The organism is Phytohabitans sp. LJ34 (genome assembly GCF_052068095.1).
Lineage (GTDB): Bacteria > Actinomycetota > Actinomycetes > Mycobacteriales > Micromonosporaceae > Phytohabitans.
In genome coordinates, this window is record NZ_JBQHDG010000025.1 from 20,735 (window position 1) to 39,008 (window position 18,274).

Genomic DNA, 18,274 nt, shown 5'->3' on the forward strand with positions numbered 1-18,274 from the left:
GGCCGCGGGCGCCGCCCTCGCCCCGGCGGCCTACCGGCTCGTCGTAGCGGGCCGGATCGCCGTGACGGGCGGGCGGGGGCGGATCACCGTATCCGCCGGGCGGCATCGGGTCGGCGTGACGGGAGCGGGGCGGCTCACCGCCGGGCATCGGGCCGGCCACGACCGGAGGGCCGGCCGGCGGCGGAACCTCGCGGCCACCCGGACCGCTCCCCCGCCGCACGGTGGACCGGTCGGCGGCACGCGGTGGGACGCCCGCGCCCGGCACGCCAGGACCGGGACCCCCATGACCCCGGCCGCCCGGACCGCCCTGGCCGGGACCCGGACCGCCCTGGCCGGGACCCGGACCGCCCTGGCCGGGACCCGGACCACCTTGGCCGGGCATGCCGGGGCCTGCACCGCCTGGGCCGGGCATGCCAGGACCGGAGCCACCTCGGCCGGGAACGCCAGGGCCCGAGCCACCGTGGCCGGGCGTGCCGGGACCCGGACGGCCGGGACCGGCCATGCCAGGACCTGGGCCGCCTGGGCCACCCGGGCCGGGTGTGCCAGGACCGGAGCTGCCGGGACCAGGACCCGGACCAGGTCCCCCGGGGCCAGCGGGGCCGAAGGGGGCACGTTGGGCGCTGGGCAGCGGCACCGCGGGGCCGGCCGGCTCGTCGGGGCGGCGGGGTGGGTGCGGAGGCCAGCCGTCCTCGTCGGCTTCGTCTTCGTCGCCGGTCGGGAGCTTCGCGTACGCCGACGCGCCGGCCGCGCCTGGGCCGATCGCGGCGCCCTCCTGCTTGGCCGTGCGCAGGTCGTCGAGCCAGCCGGTCTCCTCGCCGCTGACCGGCTCGTCGACGGGCTCCTCGCCCTTTCCGCGGCCCCAGCGCCCCCTAGGCATCCTCACCTCGCACGATCCGGCGCAGCGCGGGCAGGCGGGCCGCCACCGCACGCTCCGAGCCGTGGTCGCTCGGTCGGTAGTAGTCGGTGCCCGCCAGGTCGTCCGGGGCGTACTGCTGGGTGGCCACGCCGCGCGGGTCGTCGTGCGGGTACTTGTAGCCGATGCCGTGGCCCAGCCCCCGCGAGCCCTGGTAGTGGGCGTCGCGCAGGTGCTTGGGGACGGCGCCGCCGCGCCCGGCGCGTACGTCGGCCATCGCCTTGCCGATCGCGACCGTGGCGGAGTTGGACTTTGGGGCGGTGGCCAGGTGGATGACGGCGTGGGCGAGGTTGAGCTGCACCTCGGGAAGCCCCACGTACTCGACCGCGTGGGCGGCCGCCGTCGCCACCGACAGCGCGGTCGGGTCGGCCATGCCCACGTCTTCGCTGGCGAAGATGACCATGCGGCGGGCGATGAAGCGCGCGTCTTCCCCGGCGACCAGCATGCGGGCCAGCCAGTGCAGGGCGGCGTCGACGTCGGAGCCGCGCATGCTCTTGATGAACGCGCTGGTCACGTCGTAGTGCGCGTCGCCGTCGCGGTCGTAGCGGACCGCGGCCACGTCGACCGCCTGCTCGGCCGTGGCCAGGTCGATCGTCGCCGAGCCACGGGCCGACGCGGACGACGCGGCCGCCTCCAGGGCGGTCAGGGCCTTGCGCACGTCGCCGCCCGCGAGCCGTACCAGATGGTCCTCGGCCTCTTGATCAAGGGTGACGGCCCCGCCCAGCCCGCGCTCGTCGGTGGTCGCGCGGCGGATGAGCCCGCGCACCGCGTCGTCGTCGAGGGGCTGGAGGGTGAGCAGCACACACCGGGACAGGAGCGGGGAGATCACGGAAAAATACGGGTTTTCCGTCGTGGCGGCGAGAAGCGTGACAGTGCGGTCTTCGACGGCCGCGAGCAGCGAATCCTGCTGAGTCTTGCTGAAGCGGTGCACCTCGTCGATGAAGAGCACGGTGGGCGGCCCGCCGGCGCGCCGCTCGCGCCGGGCCGTGTCGATCACCGCGCGCACGTCCTTGACGCCGGCCGAGAGAGCCGACATCGCCACGAACCGCCGATCGGTGGCCGCCGCCACCAGGTGCGCGATCGTGGTCTTGCCGCTGCCCGGCGGCCCCCACAGGATCACCGACATCGGCGTCGAGCCGCCGACCAGCTGCCGCAGGGGCGCGCCGGGCGCCAGCAGGTGATCCTGACCGACCAGCTCGTCGAGCGACGCGGGGCGCATCCGCACGGGCAGCGGGGAGTCGGCCCCGGGCGGGGTGAACCCACCCGTGGCGCCACTCCCGGCGGGCGGCGTGCGCACGCCGGTGGCCGCGAGGGGGAACAGGCCGTCGGTCTCCATCACCCACAGACAGTACCGGCCGATCGTCAACCGCGGCCCGGACGCCGACCGCGGTACCACCGTCCGCCGCCGCCGCCACCGGCCGGGCCGCGGCCGATACCGGCGAAGTACAAGGCCAGCAGGAACAGGCCGATGAGGACAAGGGTGTTCCAGTTGAAGAGATCCGGTGCACCCAGATCGGAGTCGAGCAGGTCGAGAAGCAGGGCGAAGCCGAACACCGCGGCAGCAGCGATGGCGAACATGAATCCTCCTTGAGGGGGGTTTTGTGCACGCCTCATGTACCCCGCGCCACAACCGGCCAAGCGTCCACCGTGGACATTTCTCGGCCCGCCTAGGCTGCGCGCATGGAGATGATCACGGGCCGTGAGGCGGTGCTGGCCGCGACCGGTGACTCGCCGTACGCGCGTCTGAACACCCACGGTCAGGTGACCGGGTACCTCCTGCCCGGTACCACGGCATGGGTGGATCGTGGATCGACGGTCCTGATGGCCTGCGCGATGGGTGACCCCGCGCGGGCGGTGGAGATCTTGGCCGGCGCCGGTGCGGAGTGGCTGCACCTTCCCCGCGCCACCGCCGCCGACCTGGGCCCGCTGAGGGTCGCCCACCAGGACGACTAGGAGTTTCTGTGGACCGCCGCCGCCCCGCCGCCGCAGCCCGGCGAGGAGAGCGTGACGCACCTCACGCCCGCCGACTCACCCTGATCGGTTGGTCGCGGTAGCACAACGGGTCGCGGCCCAGCATCTGGGCCGACCATGATCGTTAGCCCTACAGCCGTGTGACACGCCGGGAAGAATGCGGATTTCGGGCTAACGATCATCGCGGCACAGTGCGCGCCCGGCGCCCGCCGAAAGGCGGGGGTCGGGGTTTGGTCGTGAAGCGCGGCGGGCGAGGCTAGTTGCCGTGCTCGACCGGAGCGGCGACGCCGGCGGTGCCGGGCTTGTCTCCAGGGGCCTTGGGCTTGGCGTCGACGCCGGCCTCGGTGCGCTGCTGGGGCGTGATCGGGGTGGGCGCGCCGGTCAGCGGGTCGTAGCCGCCCCGCGTCTTCGGGAAGGCGATCACCTCGCGGATCGAGTCGGCGCCGGCCAGCAGCATGCAGACCCGGTCCCAGCCGAACGCGATCCCGGCGTGCGGCGGCGGGCCGTACTTGAACGCCTCCAGCAGGAAGCCGAACTTGTCGTTGGCCTCCTCCGGCGTGATGCCGAGCAGGTCGAAGACGCGGCGCTGCACGTCGGCCCGGTGGATACGGACGGAGCCGCCGCCGATCTCGTTGCCGTTGCACACGATGTCGTACGCGTACGCCAGCGCGCGGTCGGGCGCCTCCTCGAAACGGTCCATCCAGGTGGAGTTGGGCGAGGTGAAGGGGTGGTGCACGGCCGTCCACCCGCCTTCCTCGGTCGGCTCGAACATCGGGGCGTCGACCACCCAGCAGAACGCCCACGCGTCCTCGTCGACGAGCCCGGAGCGGCGGGCGATCTCGATGCGCGCGGCGCCGAGCAGCTCCTGCGCCTCGCGGCGGTCGGCGGCGGCCGCGAAGAAGATCGCGTCGCCGGGCTTGGCGCCCACGGCGTCGGCCAGGCCGGCCAGGTGGGCCTCGCTCAGGTTCTTCGCGACCGGGCCGCGGGGCTCGCCGGTCTCCGCGTCGAGCACCACGTACGCCAGGCCGCGGGCGCCGCGCGCCTTGGCCCAGTCCTGCCAGCCGTCGAGCTCCTTGCGGGTCTGCGCGGCGCCACCCGGCATGACGACCGCGCCCACGTACCCGCCCGCGTCGATCGCGCCGGCGAACACCCGGAACTCGGTGCCGCGCAGGTAGTCGGTCAGCTCGGTCAGCTCGACGCCGTAGCGCAGGTCGGGCTTGTCCGAGCCGTACCGCGCCATCGCGTCGTGCCAGGTGATCCGCGGGATCGGCGCGGTGATCTCGTGGCCGGCCAGCTCACGCCAGAGCGCGCCGACGATCGTCTCGCCCAGGTCGATCACGTCGTCCTGCGTCACGAAGGACATCTCGATGTCGAGCTGCGTGAACTCCGGCTGCCGGTCGGCCCGGAAGTCTTCGTCGCGGTAGCAGCGGGCGATCTGGTAGTAGCGCTCCATCCCGCCGACCATCAGCAGCTGCTTGAAGAGCTGGGGCGACTGCGGCAACGCGTACCAGGTGCCGGGCTGAAGGCGCACCGGCACCAGGAAGTCGCGCGCGCCCTCGGGCGTGGAACGGGTCAGCGTCGGCGTCTCGATCTCCACGAACTCGCGGTCGTGCAGCACCGTGCGGGCGATCTGGTTGGCCCGCGAACGCAGCCGGATCGCCCGCGCCGGCCCGCCGCGGCGCAGGTCGATGTAGCGGTACTTGAGCCGGATGTCGTCGCCCGCGTCCACGTTGTCGTCGACCGGCAGCGGCAGCGGTGCCGCCTCGGAGAGGATCTCCAGCGCCGAGACGTTGACCTCGATCTCACCGGTGGGCAGCTCCGGGTTGTCGTTGCCCTCGGGGCGGCGCTCGACCGCGCCGGTCACCTTCACGCAGAACTCGTTGCGCAGCGCGTGCGCGAGCTCCATCTCCTCCCGGAACACCACCTGCACCACGCCCGACGCGTCGCGCAGGTCGACGAAGATGACACCCCCGTGGTCGCGCCGGCGGGCCACCCAGCCAGCGAGCGTCACCGTCGTGCCGGCGTCCGCGGCGCGCAGGCTGCCGGCGTCATGGGTACGGATCACGGGTGCATCTCCTTCGCAATGGGTATCCGCGGACATTCTGTCAGGGATACCCGGAGTGACCCGGAGGCACCCGCCCGTCAGCGCGGCTTATCCCAGGCGGCCGCCTTGATCGTCACCGCCCCGCACAACTGAAACGTGCTGGAAACGTTGAGGTGTCAGTGTGACGCTGTGTTTCTGACCCGGCACGAGCAGGACCGGCTGCTGATCCACGTGGCGGCCGACGTGGCCTGGCGGCGGCGCGAGCGCGGCCTCCGGCTCAACCACCCGGAGGCGACCGCGATCATCACCGCTTTCCTGCTGGAGGCGGCCCGGGACGGCCGCACCGTCGGCGAGCTGATGGAGGCGGGCCGACAGGTGCTCACCCGGGAAGACGTGCTCGACGGCGTGCCGGAGATGCTGCCGGAGGTGCAGGTCGAGGCGACGTTCCCGGACGGCACGAAGCTCGTCACCGTCCACGAACCGATCCCATGATCCCCGGGGAGGTCATTCCCGGCGACGGGGATGTGGAGATCAATGTCGGGCGGCCCGTGCTGTCGCTCGCGGTGACCAACACCGGCGATCGCCCGATCCAGGTGGGCTCGCACTACCACTTCGCCGACGCCAACCCGGCACTCGACTTCGACCGCGCGGCCGCACGGGGTCACCGGCTCGCGGTGCCGGCGGGCACGAGCGTCCGCTTCGAGCCCGGCGTGCCGCGCGACGTCGACCTCGTGCCACTCGCCGGCCGCCGGATCGTGCCCGGCCTCCGCGGCGGAGGCCCGCATGAATAGGCAGCGCTACATCTCCCTCTACGGGCCCACCACCGGCGACCGCATCCGGCTCGCCGACACCAACCTGCTGATCGAGGTCGAAGAGGACCGCTGCGCCGGCGGCGACGAGGTGGTCTTCGGCGGCGGCAAGGTGATCCGCGAGTCGATGGGCCAGTCCCGGGCGACCCGCGCCGAGGGCACCCCGGACACCGTGATCACCGGCGCGGTCGTGCTCGACCACTGGGGCGTGGTGAAGGCCGACGTCGGCATCCGCGACGGGCGGATCGTCGCGCTGGGCAAGGCCGGCAACCCGGACACCATGGACGGCGTCCACCCCGACCTGGTGATCGGGCCGGGCACCGAGGTGATCTCCGGCAACGGCAAGATCCTCACGGCCGGCGCGATCGACTCGCACGTCCACTTCATCTGCCCGCAGATCCTCGAAGAGGCCCTCGCCAGCGGCATCACCACGGTGATCGGCGGCGGCACCGGGCCGGCCGAGGGCACCAAGGCCACCACCGTCACGCCGAACTCCTGGCACCTGGCCCGCATGTTCGAGGCGATCGACCCGTGGCCGGTCAACGTGCTGCTGCTCGGCAAGGGCAACACGGTCAGCGCCGAGTCGATGTGGGAGCAGCTGCGCGGCGGGGCGGGCGGCTTCAAGCTGCACGAAGACTGGGGCACCACGCCGGCCGCGATCGACGCCTGCCTCACCGTCGCCGACGCGGCCGGGGTGCAGGTCAACATCCACACCGACACGCTGAACGAGGCCGGCTTCGTCGAGGACACGCTGCGGGCGATCGGCGGGCGCGCCATCCACGCGTACCACACGGAGGGTGCCGGCGGCGGCCACGCGCCCGACATCATCACGGTCGCGTCGCACCCCAACGTGCTGCCGTCCTCGACCAACCCGACCCGGCCGTACACGCGCAACACGCTCGACGAGCACCTCGACATGCTGATGGTCTGCCACCACCTCAACCCGTCGGTGCCGGAAGACCTGGCGTTCGCGGAAAGTCGCATCCGGCCGAGCACGATGGCGGCCGAAGACGTGTTGCACGACCTCGGCGCGATCTCGATGATCGGCTCCGACTCGCAGGCGATGGGTCGGGTCGGCGAGGTCGTGCTGCGCACCTGGCAGACCGCGCACGTGATGAAGGACCGCCGGGGCGCGCTGCCCGGCGACGGCGCGGCCGACAACCACCGCGCCCGCCGCTACGTCGCCAAGTACACGATCTGCCCCGCCGTCGCGCACGGCATCGAGGGCGAGGTGGGCAGCGTCGAGGCGGGCAAGCTGGCCGACCTCGTGCTGTGGGACCCGGTGTTCTTCGGCGTGCGGCCCCACCTGGTGATCAAGGGCGGCATGATCGCGTGGGCGCAGATGGGTGACGCGAACGCCTCGATACCCACGCCCCAGCCGGTGCTCCCCCGCCCGATGTTCGGCGCGTACGGCCGCGTGCCGGCCGCGACGAGCCTCGCGTTCGTGGCGCCGGCCGCGGTCGAAGACGGCCTGGCGTCCCGGCTCGCCGTGGCGCGCGAGCTCAAACCGGTCGCGGACGTGCGCGCCCGCGGCAAGGCCGACCTCCCGCTCAACGACGCCACCCCGCGCATCGAGGTGGAGGCGGACACGTTCACGGTGCGGATCGACGGCGAGGTGGTCGAGCCCCAGCCGGTGACCGAGCTGCCGATGGCCCAGCGCTACTTCCTGTTCTGATGAGCGGCGCGACCCTGCTCCTGCTCGCCGACGGGCGCTTCCCCGCCGGCGGTCACGCCCACTCGGGCGGCCTGGAGGCGGCGGTCACGGCGGGCCGGGTGCGCGACCTGGAGACGCTGGCCGCCTTCCTGAGGGGGCGCCTCGCGACCGCGGGAGTGGTGAGCGCGGCGTTCGCCACGGCCGCCTGCCGCGGCGACGGCCTGCACACGCTCGAAGAGGAGCTCGACGCCCGCACCCCGTCTCCCGCGCTGCGCAAGGCGTCGCGGGCGCAGGGGCGGGCGCTGCTGCGCGCCGGCCGTACACTGTGGACTCTCTCCACAGTGGAGCGCGAGCTGCACCACCCGGTCGCGCTCGGCGTGGTGGCCGCCGCCGCGGGGCTCACGCCCGCCGAGGCCGCGCTCACCGCCGCGTACGGCACGGTCACCGGCCCGGCCGGCGCGGCCGTGCGCCTGCTGGGGCTCGACCCGTACGCGACACACGCGCTCGTCGCCCGGCTCGCGCCCGCGTGCGACGCCGTCGCCGCGCGAGCCACCACAGTGGACGACCTGCCCGCGTGTTCGGCACCGCTGCTGGACATCGGGGCAGAGGCACACGCCACCTGGGAGGTGCGTCTCTTTGCATCCTGAAGCCCACACCCATCCCGATCCGCACGCACCGCGAAACGCCGGCGGCGGGCGGGCGCTGCGGATCGGCATCGGCGGCCCGGTCGGCTCGGGCAAGACCGCGCTGGTCGCCGCGCTGTGCCGTACGCTCGCCGCCGACCTGCGGCTCGCCGTCGTCACCAACGACATCTACACCACCGAGGACGCCGACTTCCTGCTCCGCAACGGGGTGCTGCCGGCCGACCGCATCCGCGCCGTGGAGACCGGCTGCTGCCCGCACACGGCGATCCGCGACGACATCTCCGCCAACCTCGACGCCTGCGAAGACCTGGAGGCCGACCTCGGCCCGCTCGACCTGGTGCTCCTGGAGAGCGGCGGCGACAACCTGACCGCCACGTTCAGCAAAGGGCTCGTCGACCGGCAGATCTTCGTGGTCGACGTGGCCGGCGGCGACAAGGTGCCGCGCAAGGGTGGCCCCGGCGTCACCACCGCCGACCTGCTGGTCGTCAACAAGACCGACCTTGCCCCGCTGGTCGGCGCCGACCTGTCCGTCATGGCCCGCGACGCCGGCGCCCGCCGCGGCGACCTGCCGACCGTCTTCCTCTCGCTGGTGGAGGACCCCGCCGCGACACCGGTGGCCGACTGGGTGCGCGGCCTCGTCAAGGGATGAAGGCCACCGCCCGCATCACCGCGGTCGCGGACGGCCGGCGCACGCGCCTGGTCGCCCTCCGCTCGGAGCCACCGATTCTGGTACGGAGGACAAGTCCACGCCACGCGGACGGTGAGGTCGAGGTGCACCTGGTCGGCGGGGCCGCCGGCCCGCTCGGCGGCGACCGGCTGCGCATCGAGGTGGCTGTCGGGCCCGGCGCCCAGCTGTGCGTGCGCGCGGTCGCGGCCTCGCTCGCCCTGCCCGGCCCGGACGGCGCGCGGTCCACGCTGGACATCCACGCGTCCGTGGCGGCCGGCGGCTCGCTGCGCTGGCTGCCCGAGCCGCTCATCGCCGCCGGGAGCTGCGACCACCTTTCACGATCCCTTGTGGACCTGGAGCCGGACGCCGCCCTCACCTGGCGGGAGGAGCTGGTCTGCGGGCGCCACGCCGAAGAGCCCGGAGACGCCTCGCTGGAGTGCACCGTGCGCCTCGCCGGCCGTACCCTCCTGCGCCAGGACCTGGCGGTCGGACCGCGCGCGGCGGGATGGGCCGGCTCCGCGGTGCTGGGTGGCGGCCGGGCGACCGGCACGCTGCTCGTCGTGGATCCTCTGTGGACGGAAAAGCCGCCGGAGGCGGCGGTGCTCGGGCCGGGCGCGGCGCGGATGCCGCTCGCCGGCGGGCCGGCCGCGCTCGCCCAGGCGGTGGGCCGCGACCTGCGCGAGGTGCGGGAGGCACTCGACCGCGCCTTTGCATAGATGAACATGGATGAGCAGGGCTACACTCTCCGCATGAATCCCGCACGCATGCCCGCGAGGGCCCGGCGCGCTCTCGGCGCGCTGACGCTGGCCGGCGCGCTCCTGCTCGTCGGCACACCGGCCGCGACGGCGAGCGCCGCCGGCGACACCGAGTTCGAGATCTACAGCGTGTCCGGCACGGTGACGATCACCTGTGACCCGGTCGGCGGCACCCACCCGCACGCCAAGGAGGCCTGCGCCGAGATCGACGCGGCCGGCGGCGACATCGCGGCCGTGCCCCGGTACCCCGGCGTCGGCTGCGTCGACGAGTGGGACCCGGTGCTGATCGGCGTGACCGGCACGTGGCGCGGCAAGGAGGTGCTGTACAGCTCCTTCGAGTCCAACCGCTGCTACGGCGCGATCCGCCACGGCCACATCTTCTGGTACTGACACTGCCTGAAACCATTTCGAGTCCGGTTGGGATCGCGGGGTCGGCGGCGACTTATACTGATGCCCGACGATCTATGAAGACACACGTTCGCAACAACCGGGCAAAACGCGGGCAACGGTCGGCGGTTCTACTGCCTCTGACTCACCACCGGTGAGGCGCGCCTAGGGTTCCGCCGCCCGTTCGCGTGGGCGGGGCTGGTCCGAGAGACGCAGGCGCGTGCGTCGCGACACCGCGGCGCGCGCGTTCCACGGCGGGACAAAAGCCCGGGAGACAGCCGGTCCTGGCTGTGCTCCAGCCAGGCCTCCCTCGCCTGGAGGTGCCCGTGGCCCACATCCATGACAACTACGGTCCCGAAGCGCGCTACGCCGTGGAACGCGAGGCGGAGCTGCCCACGACCAAGTGGGACGAGGAGGTCGCGCGCGGCCTCGAGCTCGGCCTGCCCGGCGCGGACTCCATCGTGGACCGTCGCATCCCCACGTTCAGCCGCGGCGAGCTGCCGCACTTCGCCGGCATCAACACGTTCCTGAAGGCGCCCTACCTGGAAGACGTGCGCCGCTGCGGGGAGTACGACGTGGCGGTGCTCGGCGCGCCCTTCGACGGCGGCACGACGTACCGCTCGGGCACCCGCTTCGGGCCGCAGGGCATCCGCAAGATCTCGGCGCTCTACGGGCCGTACTCGTTCGAGCTCGGCGTCGACCTGCGCGAGTCGATCACGATCGCCGACCTCGGCGACGTCTTCACGATCCCGGCCAACATCGAGAAGACGTTCGACCAGATCTCCAAGGCGGTCGGCCACGTCTACGCCTCGGGCGCCTTCCCGGTCGTGCTCGGCGGCGACCACTCGATCGGCTACCCCACGGTGCGGGGCGTGGCCGAGCACCTCGACGGCAACCTCGGCATCATCCACTTCGACCGCCACGTCGACACCCAGGAGACCGACCTCGACGAGCGGATGCACACCACGCCCTGGTTTCACGCCACCGACATCCCCAACGTGCCGCCGAAAAACCTCGTGCAGATCGGCATCGGCGGCTGGCAGGCGCCCCGCCCCGGCGTCAAGGTGGGTCGGGAGCGGGGCACCACCATCATGACGGTCACCGACTGCGTCGAGATGGGCATCGAGGCGGCCGCCGCGAAGGCGCTGGAAGTGGCCTGGGACGGCGCCGACGCGGTGTGGCTGTCGTTCGACGTCGACTGCCTGGACGCCGCGTTCGTACCGGGCACCGGCTGGCCCGAGCCGGGCGGCTTCCTCCCCCGCGAGGTGCTCAAGTTCATCCAGCTCGTCGCCGAGCGGCCGCTCGCCGGCATCGAGGTCGTGGAGTGCTCCCCGCCGTACGACAACGCCGAGATCACCTCCCTCATCGCCACCCGGGTCATCTGCGACACGCTCGGCTGCCTCGTGCGGGCCGGTCACCTTCCCCAGAGGAGCAAGCCATGAGAAGGGCCATCGCCGCGCTCGCCGCACTCATCCTGCTCGCCGCGTGTGGATCCACGGAGGAGGACCCGGCGGCACCCACCACCGTCCGCATCGGCTTCAGCGCGTGGCCGGGCTGGTTTCCCTGGCAGGTCGCGCAGGAGCAGGGCCTCTTCGCCAAAAACGGCGTGACCGTCGAGCTCACCTACTTCGACAGCTACACCGACAGCCTCACCGCGCTCTCCACCGGCAACCTCGACGCCAACAGCCAGACGCTCAACGACACGCTCTCCTCGGTCAGCGGCGGGGCGCGGCAGACGATCGTGCTGGTCAACGACAACTCCACCGGCAACGACCAGATCATCGCCCGCCCCGGCATCGCGAGCGTGGCCGACCTCAAGGGCAAGACGGTGGCGGTCGAGCAGGGCACGGTCGACCACTACCTGCTGCTGCTCGCGCTCCGGAAGGCCGGACTGTCCGAAGGGGACATCACGGTCAAGCCGCTGCTGACCGACGCCGCCGCGGCGGCGTTCGTGGCCGGGCAGGTCGACGCGGTGGGCGCGTTCGCCCCGTTCACCACGACCGCGCTGGGGCTCGCCGGCAGCAAGGCGATCGCCACCTCGGCCGACTTTCCCGGCGCGATCCCCGACCACCTGGTCTTCGAAGCCGACTTCGTGAAGGAACACCCGAAGGAGGTGCAGGCGATGGTGGACACCTGGTTCGACACGCTCGCGTGGATCGAAGACAACAAGGACGCGGCCATCGCCATCATGGCCAAGAAGGGCGGCGTCAGCGACGCCGACTACAAGACCTACGACGCGGGTACCACGATCTTCTCCCACGAGCAGAACATCGCCGCCTTCACGCCCGGCGAGACGCCCGCAAACCTCGACTTCCAGGCCCGGTCGATCGCCGCGTTCCTGGTCGAGGCGAAGCTCGTCGACGAGGCGCCTCCGCTCGACGGGCTCTTCGACCCGACGTTCGTCAAAGCGGTGACACCGTGAGCGAGCGAGTTGGCGCGGCGGGGGGTCTGGACGGACCCGCCCACCTCCCCAAGCCGCAGGCGACCGCCGACGAAGTCGGGGTTTCGGGGCGGCGGAGGAAGACGTCGCCTTTGGCGCCGCACGAGCGAGCGAACCAGGAGACACCGTGACGATGGTGGCTGACCCGGCTCCGCCCCGCTCGCTCCCCCGCCGCCGGCCGGCGCGGGCGGGCGGCCTGTGGGGCATCCGCACGCCGCTGCCCCGCGGCGCGCGGTGGACGTTGATGGCGCTGTCGGTGCTCGTCCCGCTGGTCGCGTGGCAGGCGTTCAGCATGGTCGTCGACGGGCGGCCCGACTACCTGCCGGGGCCCTACGAGGCGGTCGGCGCGGGCGTCGAGATGGCGCGGTCCGGGATGCTCTTCACCGACGCGTGGGCGACGGTCGCGCGGGTGCTCCAGGGTTTCGGGCTGGCGGTGCTGGTGTCGGTGCCGCTGGGCATCGTGATGGGCAGCTTCCCGGCCGGGCAGGCGCTGCTGGAGCCGCTCGTCGGCCTGCTGCGCTACCTGCCGGCGAGCGCGTTCATCCCGCTGCTGATCATCTGGCTCGGGCTGGGCGAGCCGTCCAAAGTGGCGCTGCTCTTCCTGGCCGCGTTCTTCTTCAACACGCTGATGACCGCCGACGCCGTACGGCAGGTGCCGCTCAGCCTCATCGACGTGTCGTACACGCTCGGCGCCCGCCGGGGCGAGGTGCTGCGCAAGGTGATCGTCCCCTACGCGCTGCCGGGCATGCTCGACTCGATCCGGGTAAACGCGGCCGCCTCCTGGAGCTTCGTCGTGGTCGCCGAGCTGATCGCCTCCGAGTCGGGGCTGGGCTACCGCATCGTGCGGGCCCAGCGCTTCAACCAGATCGACCGCATCTTCGCGGCCCTCGTGGTGATCGCTCTCATCGGCCTGGCGATCGACCTGCTGCTGCGGCTGGCACGCGACCGGGTGGGGAGGTGGGTCTGATGTCTCTCCTCGTCCTCTCGGGCGTCGGCAAGTCCTTCCCCCGGCGGGGTGGCGCTGTCCGGGCGCTCGACGGCGTCGACCTGTCGGTGCCGCGTGGCCAGTTCTTGTGCGTGGTCGGCGCGAGCGGCTCGGGCAAGTCGACGCTGCTGTCGCTGATCGCCGGCCTGGTCCGCCCCACCGCCGGCGAGGTGCGCCTCGACGGGCACCCGGTCACCGGCCCCGGGCCCGACCGGGGGCTCGTCTTCCAGCAGGGCGCGATCTACCCGTGGCGCACCGTCGAGCGCAACGTCGCGTTCGGACTGGAGCTGCTCCCCCTGGGGCGGGCCGAGCGGGACCGGCGGGTCGCCTGGTACCTCGCCGAGACCGGCCTCACCGCCCTCCGCCACGTGCTGCCCAAACAGCTGTCCGGCGGGCAGCGCCAGCGGGTGGCCATCGCCCGCGCCCTGGCCTGCGAGCCGGAGGTGCTGCTGCTGGACGAGCCGTTCGGTGCGCTCGACGTGCAGACCAAGGAGGACATGCAGCTGTTCATCCGGCGGGTGTGGCAGGACACCGGCACCACCGTCGTGATGGTCACCCACGACGTGGAGGAGGCCGTCTTCCTGGGCCAGCGGGTGGTGGTGCTCGCCAGTGACCCCGGCCGGGTCGCCGCCGACCTGCCCGTCAACCTCCCGGCCGAACGTGAACTGTCGGCAAAACGACTCCCCGAATTCCTCTCAATACGTGCGCGGGTGGAGGACCTCGTCCGCGCGTACCACCGCCGTCACCAGGAAAAACAAGCCGTCTGAACCGCGGTAATCGGAGCATCGGCCGATGCCAGGCCGTACGGATCTGCGATGGCTCGCCTCCCTAACTAGTGCTGGAGTATCCATGCTGCGGTAGCACGGGAGGATCAGGCGTGGCGTCGTCGGGGCACGTCGTTGGGGGACGGTACCGGCTAGATTCGGTGCTGGGTTCTGGCGGGATGGGTGTGGTGTGGCGCGCGTTCGATGAGCGCCTCGCCCGCTGGGTGGCGGTCAAAGAGATCCGCTTCACCCAGCCCATGTCGCCGGAAGAACGTGAAGAGGTCAAGTATCGGGCGATGGTGGAGGCGCTGAGCGCCGGCCGCCTCGTCCATCCGAACGTCGTCGCGATCTACGACGCGGTGGACGACGCCGACCAGCCATGGGTGATCATGCGGCTGGTCGAGGGTCGTTCGCTGCGCGAGATGGTGGCGCAAGAAGGGCCGCTCGACAGCGTCAAAGCCGCCCAGCTGGGGCTGGGGCTGCTCGACGCGCTGGACGCGGCGCACGGTGCCGGGGTGGTGCACCGCGACGTCAAGCCGTCCAACGTGCTGATCGCCAACGGCCGCCCGCTGCTCACCGACTTCTCCATCGCCACGGTGGCCGGTGCGCCGGTGCCGCTGCGCGGCGCGGCGGTGATGGGCAGCCCCGGATACGTGGCGCCGGAGCGGCTGCACGGCGAAGAGGGCGGGATGCCGGCCGACCTGTTCGGCCTCGGCGCGACGCTCTTCTACGCCGCGGAGGGTTACGGCCCGTTCGCCCGCGAGGACGCGATGGCCTGCCTCATCGCCACCGTCTGCGACCCACACCCCCGCCCGGTGCGGGGCATGGCGCTCGCCGCGGTGATCGACGGCCTGCTGGCCAAGGACGTGGCCGACCGCATGGACTCGGCCGCCGCCCGCACCGCCCTGCTCGCCGCCGCCCGCCCGCGCACCCGCTCGGTGTACCGGGTGCCGCTGACCTCGCGGCGGGCGTACACCGGGCACCACAGCGTGGCGGTCCTGCCCAGCAGCCCGCCGCCCGCTTCTTCGGCCGCGCCCGTCCCGGCGGCCAAGCGGGCCCGCCCGCCACGCCGGCGGCGGGTCACCATCCTCACCGCGGGCGCCGCGCTGCTCGTGCCGGTGGTGGCCACCCTGGCCAGCGCCGCCGGCGGCCCCAACACCCCCGGCCTGGCCGGCCGCGCCGACGCGGCGGTGCGGCCGGCACCTCCCGGCGTCGACCCCTCGGCCGCCCCAGCGGGCGACGCGCGGGCGCTCGGCATGCCCAGGGTGCTGTTCTCGCCCTCGGCGGGCGGCCCGCTCTCCACGGGCGGCCCCGTCCAGCCACCCATCGGCGGCGGCCTGGCCACCGACCCGGTCTCCGGCACCACCGACCCCGGCAACGGCCCGGCGACCGAGCCCAGCGGCGGTGGCGGCGGCGAGACCGGCGGCTCCACCACGCCACCACCCCCGCCGGCCACGGTCACCGGCCTGACGGTCGCCGTCACGGTCGACCCGAACGCGTGCACCTACTCGGCGTCCGCGCTGGTCACGGTCTCCGCACCGACCACGGTCACCTACCGCGTGACCTGGTCGGACGGCGCAAACGGCACGGCGAGCGCCGACTTCGCGGCGGCCGGCGGCGGCACGCTGCACGCGCCGTCCGGCGTGTCGCACGGCGCCGGGCCGGTGTGGGTGCAGGTCGAGGTGCTCACGCCGACGGCGGTCACCCAGCGCGGCGAGGGTGAGCTGCCGGCGTCCTGCACGCCGACGACCACCCCGCCCCCGGAGCCGGACCCCTCGCCGATGACGTCGCCGTCGTCCCCCAACCCGGCGGCGCCCGCCGACAACGGGTCGCCGGCCGGCAACACCGAGCCGACACTCAGCCAGCCCGCCGTCGAGCCGGCCTCGGCCGCGCCGTAGATCGCTCACCCTTCGTCGCGGGTCGCGCTTTCGCCCGCCTGGTGCCGCCAATGTCGCTCGCTGGCGTCGTCGGCCCGGGGCCTTCGTCGCCCTGAGTAACCGCTGCCGCCGCCGCGCGGCGCGAGATTCGAGATCTAGGACGGTTTGGGCGCCATATCAACCCTAACCGTCCTAGATCTCGAAGTTCTCAGCTGATCCGCTGACGCCGCGTCACAGACGGTGGCCGGCGAGGCCCGCGCCACAGGCACCCGGACCGTGACCAACGGCGGACGGGTGAGGCCGCGGGAGCAACGGCATAGACCACGACGGACATCGCGGTAGCCCAAGAATTGGAGATCTTCAAAAGGTCGTGGCGGGTGCCGGTCGGCACCCGCCACGCTATGCCGAGCTGGCGTCAGGCGACGGTCAGCGTCTTGATGTCGATGTCGTTCTTGGGGTGGCCGCCACCCGGCTGGGGGTCGAAGGCGCCGTCGTGGCCCTTCGCGGTGGCCTTCTTGATGACCTCGAGGCCGGCCTCGTCGACCTTGCCGATGATGGTGTAGTCGGGCTGGAGCTCGACGTCCTGGTAGATGAAGAAGAACTGGCTGCCGTTGGAGTCGGGGCCGCTGTTGGCCAGCGCGACCACGCCCGCCGGATAGGCCGGGCGCTCGTTGGCCGGCAGGTACTCGTTGGCGTAGCGGTACGAGGGGCCGCCGGTGCCGTCGGACTCGCGGTAGCCCTTGCCCTTGGCGCTCGGGTCGCCGCACTGGAGCATGCCGGGGAACATGCGGTGGCACTTGGTGCCGTCGAAGAACTTCTTGCTGGCCAGGAACGAGAAGCTCTCGGCCGCGCAGGGGGACTTCGACAGGTCCATGTTGATGTTGACCTTGCCGAAGTTGGTGTCGACGGTCATCGTCTTGTTGCCGGTGTTGGGCGGTGTGGTGGTCGGCGGGAGGCCCACGTCCTTGGTGGTCTTGGTGCGCTCCGCCTTGGGCACCTCATTCCACACGCAGCTCGCCGGGCCGGCCGAGGCGTCGGCGGCGGTGCCGGTGGAGTCGTCGTCGCCGGCGATGTTGACGAGCAGCACCACGCCGACGGCGAGCACGAGCACCGCGACCCCCGCGCCGATGCTCACCTGCCACTGGCGGCGCTTTCTGGCCGTCGCGGCGCGCTCGGCCATCTCCCTTTCGAGCCGGGCCCGCGCCGCGGCGCGCTGCCGCTCCCTTGTGGACGTCACGCTCTTCCTCCTGGGGTGTGGTGCTCCTACCTAAGCTTCTCAGGACTGGCTGGGCGTCGCCGCGGGGGTCGGCGACTGGGTGGCGGACGGTGCGCCGGTGGTCGGGGTGGACGGCTCGGGTGACACCGGGTCCATCTCGCCGACCGTGAGGCTCTGGATCGTGATGTCCTTATCCGGCTTGACGTTGGCGCCCGAGCCGTTGTCGACCGTCTTGATCTTGCCGATCTTCTCCACCACGTCGAGGCCGCTGGTCACGCGCCCGACGATCGGGTACGCCGGGGCGTCGGTCGGGCTGAAGTCCTTGAAGAAGATCAGGAACTGGCTGCCATTGCTGCCCGGCGGGTTGCCGACCAACGCCACGGTGCCCTTCGGGTATAGCGCCGGCTGGCCGGCGGCGGGGCTCGGCGACGGGGAGGGGGCCGAGGGCACGTTTTCGTTGTAGAACGTATACGTGGGGCCGCCCGTGCCGGTGCCGCCCGGGTCGCCGCAGCGCAGCGCGCCGTCCGCGGTGATCTCGGTGCACTTGGTGTTGTCGTAGAAGCCGTTGGACGCCAGGTGGGCGAGGCTCGCGCTCGCGCACGGCGCGCTGGCCACGTCGAGCGAGACCGTGATCGGGGCACCCTGGTCGGTGGTGATGGTCATCGGCCGCGTGCCGGTGGTCGGCAGGTCTTTGGTGGCCGGCTTGCCGACGTCTTTGAGGTTGGGGTTGTTGGCGGCGTCCGCGGCGGTCCAGGCGCAGATGTCGGCCGCGGCCTCGTCCTTCGGGTCGGAGTCGAAGCCGCCCAGCACCCACACGGTGCCGACCACGATCAGCGCGAGTGCGACGGCCGCGCCGACGCCGGCCTGGACGCGCCGCTTGCGGCGGGTCTGCGCCGCCTTGCGCGCCATCTGCCGGTCGTACTTGGCCCGGGCCAGCTTGCGCTGCCGAGTCCTGCTGGAAGCCACCCGCGCTCCCCTTCCTCAATCCGCCGACGCCACGAAACCGCAGCGCACGGTGCGCGACACCCGAAACTGTGTAGCGCACGCCACACAACGCCCGCCAGAGTGTACGGGTATCACCTGGGAAAGTGTTGCGTGAGGTCGCCCGTTCTCAATCGGCCGACATCAACACCGATAGGCTTGTGCGC

18 protein-coding genes and 1 riboswitch are annotated in these 18,274 nt (G+C 72.6%); of the genes, 13 read left to right on the forward strand and 5 right to left on the reverse strand.

Translation table 11 applies throughout. The features are described from left to right. Positions 1-869: 869 nt before the first annotated feature. Together ACTMTJ_RS35990 and ACTMTJ_RS35995 are read right to left on the reverse strand one after the other, a co-directional pair. Complete coding sequence (locus ACTMTJ_RS35990) at positions 870-2,249, reverse strand: replication-associated recombination protein A (RefSeq protein WP_441223309.1); 1,380 nt, start codon at positions 2,247-2,249, stop codon at positions 870-872. Between the two features lie 26 nt (positions 2,250-2,275). Then, on the reverse strand, positions 2,276-2,491 hold the full coding sequence (locus ACTMTJ_RS35995) for a hypothetical protein (protein ID WP_441223162.1): 216 nt from the start codon (positions 2,489-2,491) through the stop codon (positions 2,276-2,278). Positions 2,492-2,593: 102 nt separating this feature from the next. Here ACTMTJ_RS35995 and ACTMTJ_RS36000 point away from each other — a divergent pair, with 102 nt between their 5' ends. Further along, positions 2,594-2,866: a hypothetical protein gene (locus ACTMTJ_RS36000; RefSeq protein ID WP_441223163.1), complete on the forward strand. Its 273-nt coding sequence runs from the start codon at positions 2,594-2,596 to the stop codon at positions 2,864-2,866. Positions 2,867-3,140: 274 nt separating this feature from the next. Here ACTMTJ_RS36000 and aspS read toward each other — a convergent pair whose 3' ends face one another. Next, positions 3,141-4,949 carry an aspartate--tRNA ligase gene (aspS, locus tag ACTMTJ_RS36005; RefSeq protein ID WP_441223164.1) on the reverse strand — a complete coding sequence of 603 codons (1,809 nt, stop codon included), beginning with the start codon at positions 4,947-4,949 and terminating at the stop codon, positions 3,141-3,143. A 168-nt stretch (positions 4,950-5,117) separates the two neighbouring features. Here aspS and ACTMTJ_RS36010 point away from each other — a divergent pair, with 168 nt between their 5' ends. From ACTMTJ_RS36010 to ACTMTJ_RS36065, 12 genes are all read left to right on the forward strand, one after another. Further along, positions 5,118-5,420, forward strand: coding sequence for an urease subunit gamma (locus ACTMTJ_RS36010; protein WP_441223165.1), 303 nt, complete (start codon positions 5,118-5,120; stop codon positions 5,418-5,420). Continuing rightward, complete coding sequence (locus ACTMTJ_RS36015) at positions 5,417-5,719, forward strand: urease subunit beta (protein WP_441223166.1); 303 nt, start codon at positions 5,417-5,419, stop codon at positions 5,717-5,719. The genes ACTMTJ_RS36010 and ACTMTJ_RS36015 overlap by 4 nt, the downstream gene beginning before the upstream one ends. After that, positions 5,712-7,412, forward strand: a complete 1,701-nt coding sequence (locus ACTMTJ_RS36020; protein ID WP_441223167.1) for an urease subunit alpha — start codon at positions 5,712-5,714, stop codon at positions 7,410-7,412. Before ACTMTJ_RS36015 ends, ACTMTJ_RS36020 begins: the two co-directional genes overlap by 8 nt. Next, positions 7,412-8,038, forward strand: a complete 627-nt coding sequence (locus ACTMTJ_RS36025; protein ID WP_441223168.1) for an urease accessory protein UreF — start codon at positions 7,412-7,414, stop codon at positions 8,036-8,038. The genes ACTMTJ_RS36020 and ACTMTJ_RS36025 overlap by 1 nt, the downstream gene beginning before the upstream one ends. Further along, positions 8,028-8,684 carry an urease accessory protein UreG gene (gene ureG, locus ACTMTJ_RS36030; protein ID WP_441223169.1) on the forward strand — a complete coding sequence of 219 codons (657 nt, stop codon included), beginning with the start codon at positions 8,028-8,030 and terminating at the stop codon, positions 8,682-8,684. The genes ACTMTJ_RS36025 and ureG overlap by 11 nt, the downstream gene beginning before the upstream one ends. Further along, positions 8,681-9,418 carry an urease accessory protein UreD gene (locus tag ACTMTJ_RS36035; RefSeq protein ID WP_441223170.1) on the forward strand — a complete coding sequence of 246 codons (738 nt, stop codon included), beginning with the start codon at positions 8,681-8,683 and terminating at the stop codon, positions 9,416-9,418. Before ureG ends, ACTMTJ_RS36035 begins: the two co-directional genes overlap by 4 nt. Positions 9,419-9,451: 33 nt before the next feature. Next, a complete protein-coding gene (locus tag ACTMTJ_RS36040) occupies positions 9,452-9,847 on the forward strand; it encodes an SSI family serine proteinase inhibitor (protein ID WP_441223171.1) in 396 nt (131 codons plus the stop codon). 151 nt (positions 9,848-9,998) lie between these two features. Beyond that, positions 9,999-10,120: riboswitch (guanidine-I (ykkC/yxkD leader) on the forward strand. Between the two features lie 50 nt (positions 10,121-10,170). Further along, complete coding sequence (locus tag ACTMTJ_RS36045; protein WP_441223172.1) at positions 10,171-11,286, forward strand: agmatinase family protein; 1,116 nt, start codon at positions 10,171-10,173, stop codon at positions 11,284-11,286. Then, positions 11,283-12,266 carry an ABC transporter substrate-binding protein gene (locus ACTMTJ_RS36050; protein WP_441223173.1) on the forward strand — a complete coding sequence of 328 codons (984 nt, stop codon included), beginning with the start codon at positions 11,283-11,285 and terminating at the stop codon, positions 12,264-12,266. Before ACTMTJ_RS36045 ends, ACTMTJ_RS36050 begins: the two co-directional genes overlap by 4 nt. A gap of 151 nt (positions 12,267-12,417) precedes the next feature. Further along, complete coding sequence (locus tag ACTMTJ_RS36055; RefSeq protein ID WP_441223310.1) at positions 12,418-13,251, forward strand: ABC transporter permease; 834 nt, start codon at positions 12,418-12,420, stop codon at positions 13,249-13,251. Further along, positions 13,251-14,036: an ABC transporter ATP-binding protein gene (locus ACTMTJ_RS36060; RefSeq protein ID WP_441223174.1), complete on the forward strand. Its 786-nt coding sequence runs from the start codon at positions 13,251-13,253 to the stop codon at positions 14,034-14,036. The genes ACTMTJ_RS36055 and ACTMTJ_RS36060 overlap by 1 nt, the downstream gene beginning before the upstream one ends. A gap of 110 nt (positions 14,037-14,146) precedes the next feature. Then, positions 14,147-15,931, forward strand: a complete 1,785-nt coding sequence (locus ACTMTJ_RS36065; protein ID WP_441223175.1) for a serine/threonine-protein kinase — start codon at positions 14,147-14,149, stop codon at positions 15,929-15,931. Between the two features lie 394 nt (positions 15,932-16,325). Here ACTMTJ_RS36065 and ACTMTJ_RS36070 read toward each other — a convergent pair whose 3' ends face one another. Both ACTMTJ_RS36070 and ACTMTJ_RS36075 read right to left on the reverse strand, forming a co-directional pair. After that, positions 16,326-17,147 (reverse strand): peptidylprolyl isomerase, encoded by an 822-nt coding sequence (locus tag ACTMTJ_RS36070; RefSeq protein WP_441223176.1) that lies wholly within the window; start codon positions 17,145-17,147, stop codon positions 16,326-16,328. Positions 17,148-17,186: 39 nt separating this feature from the next. Further along, positions 17,187-18,092 (reverse strand): peptidylprolyl isomerase, encoded by a 906-nt coding sequence (locus ACTMTJ_RS36075; RefSeq protein ID WP_441223177.1) that lies wholly within the window; start codon positions 18,090-18,092, stop codon positions 17,187-17,189. Between the last annotated feature and the right edge of the window lie 182 nt (positions 18,093-18,274).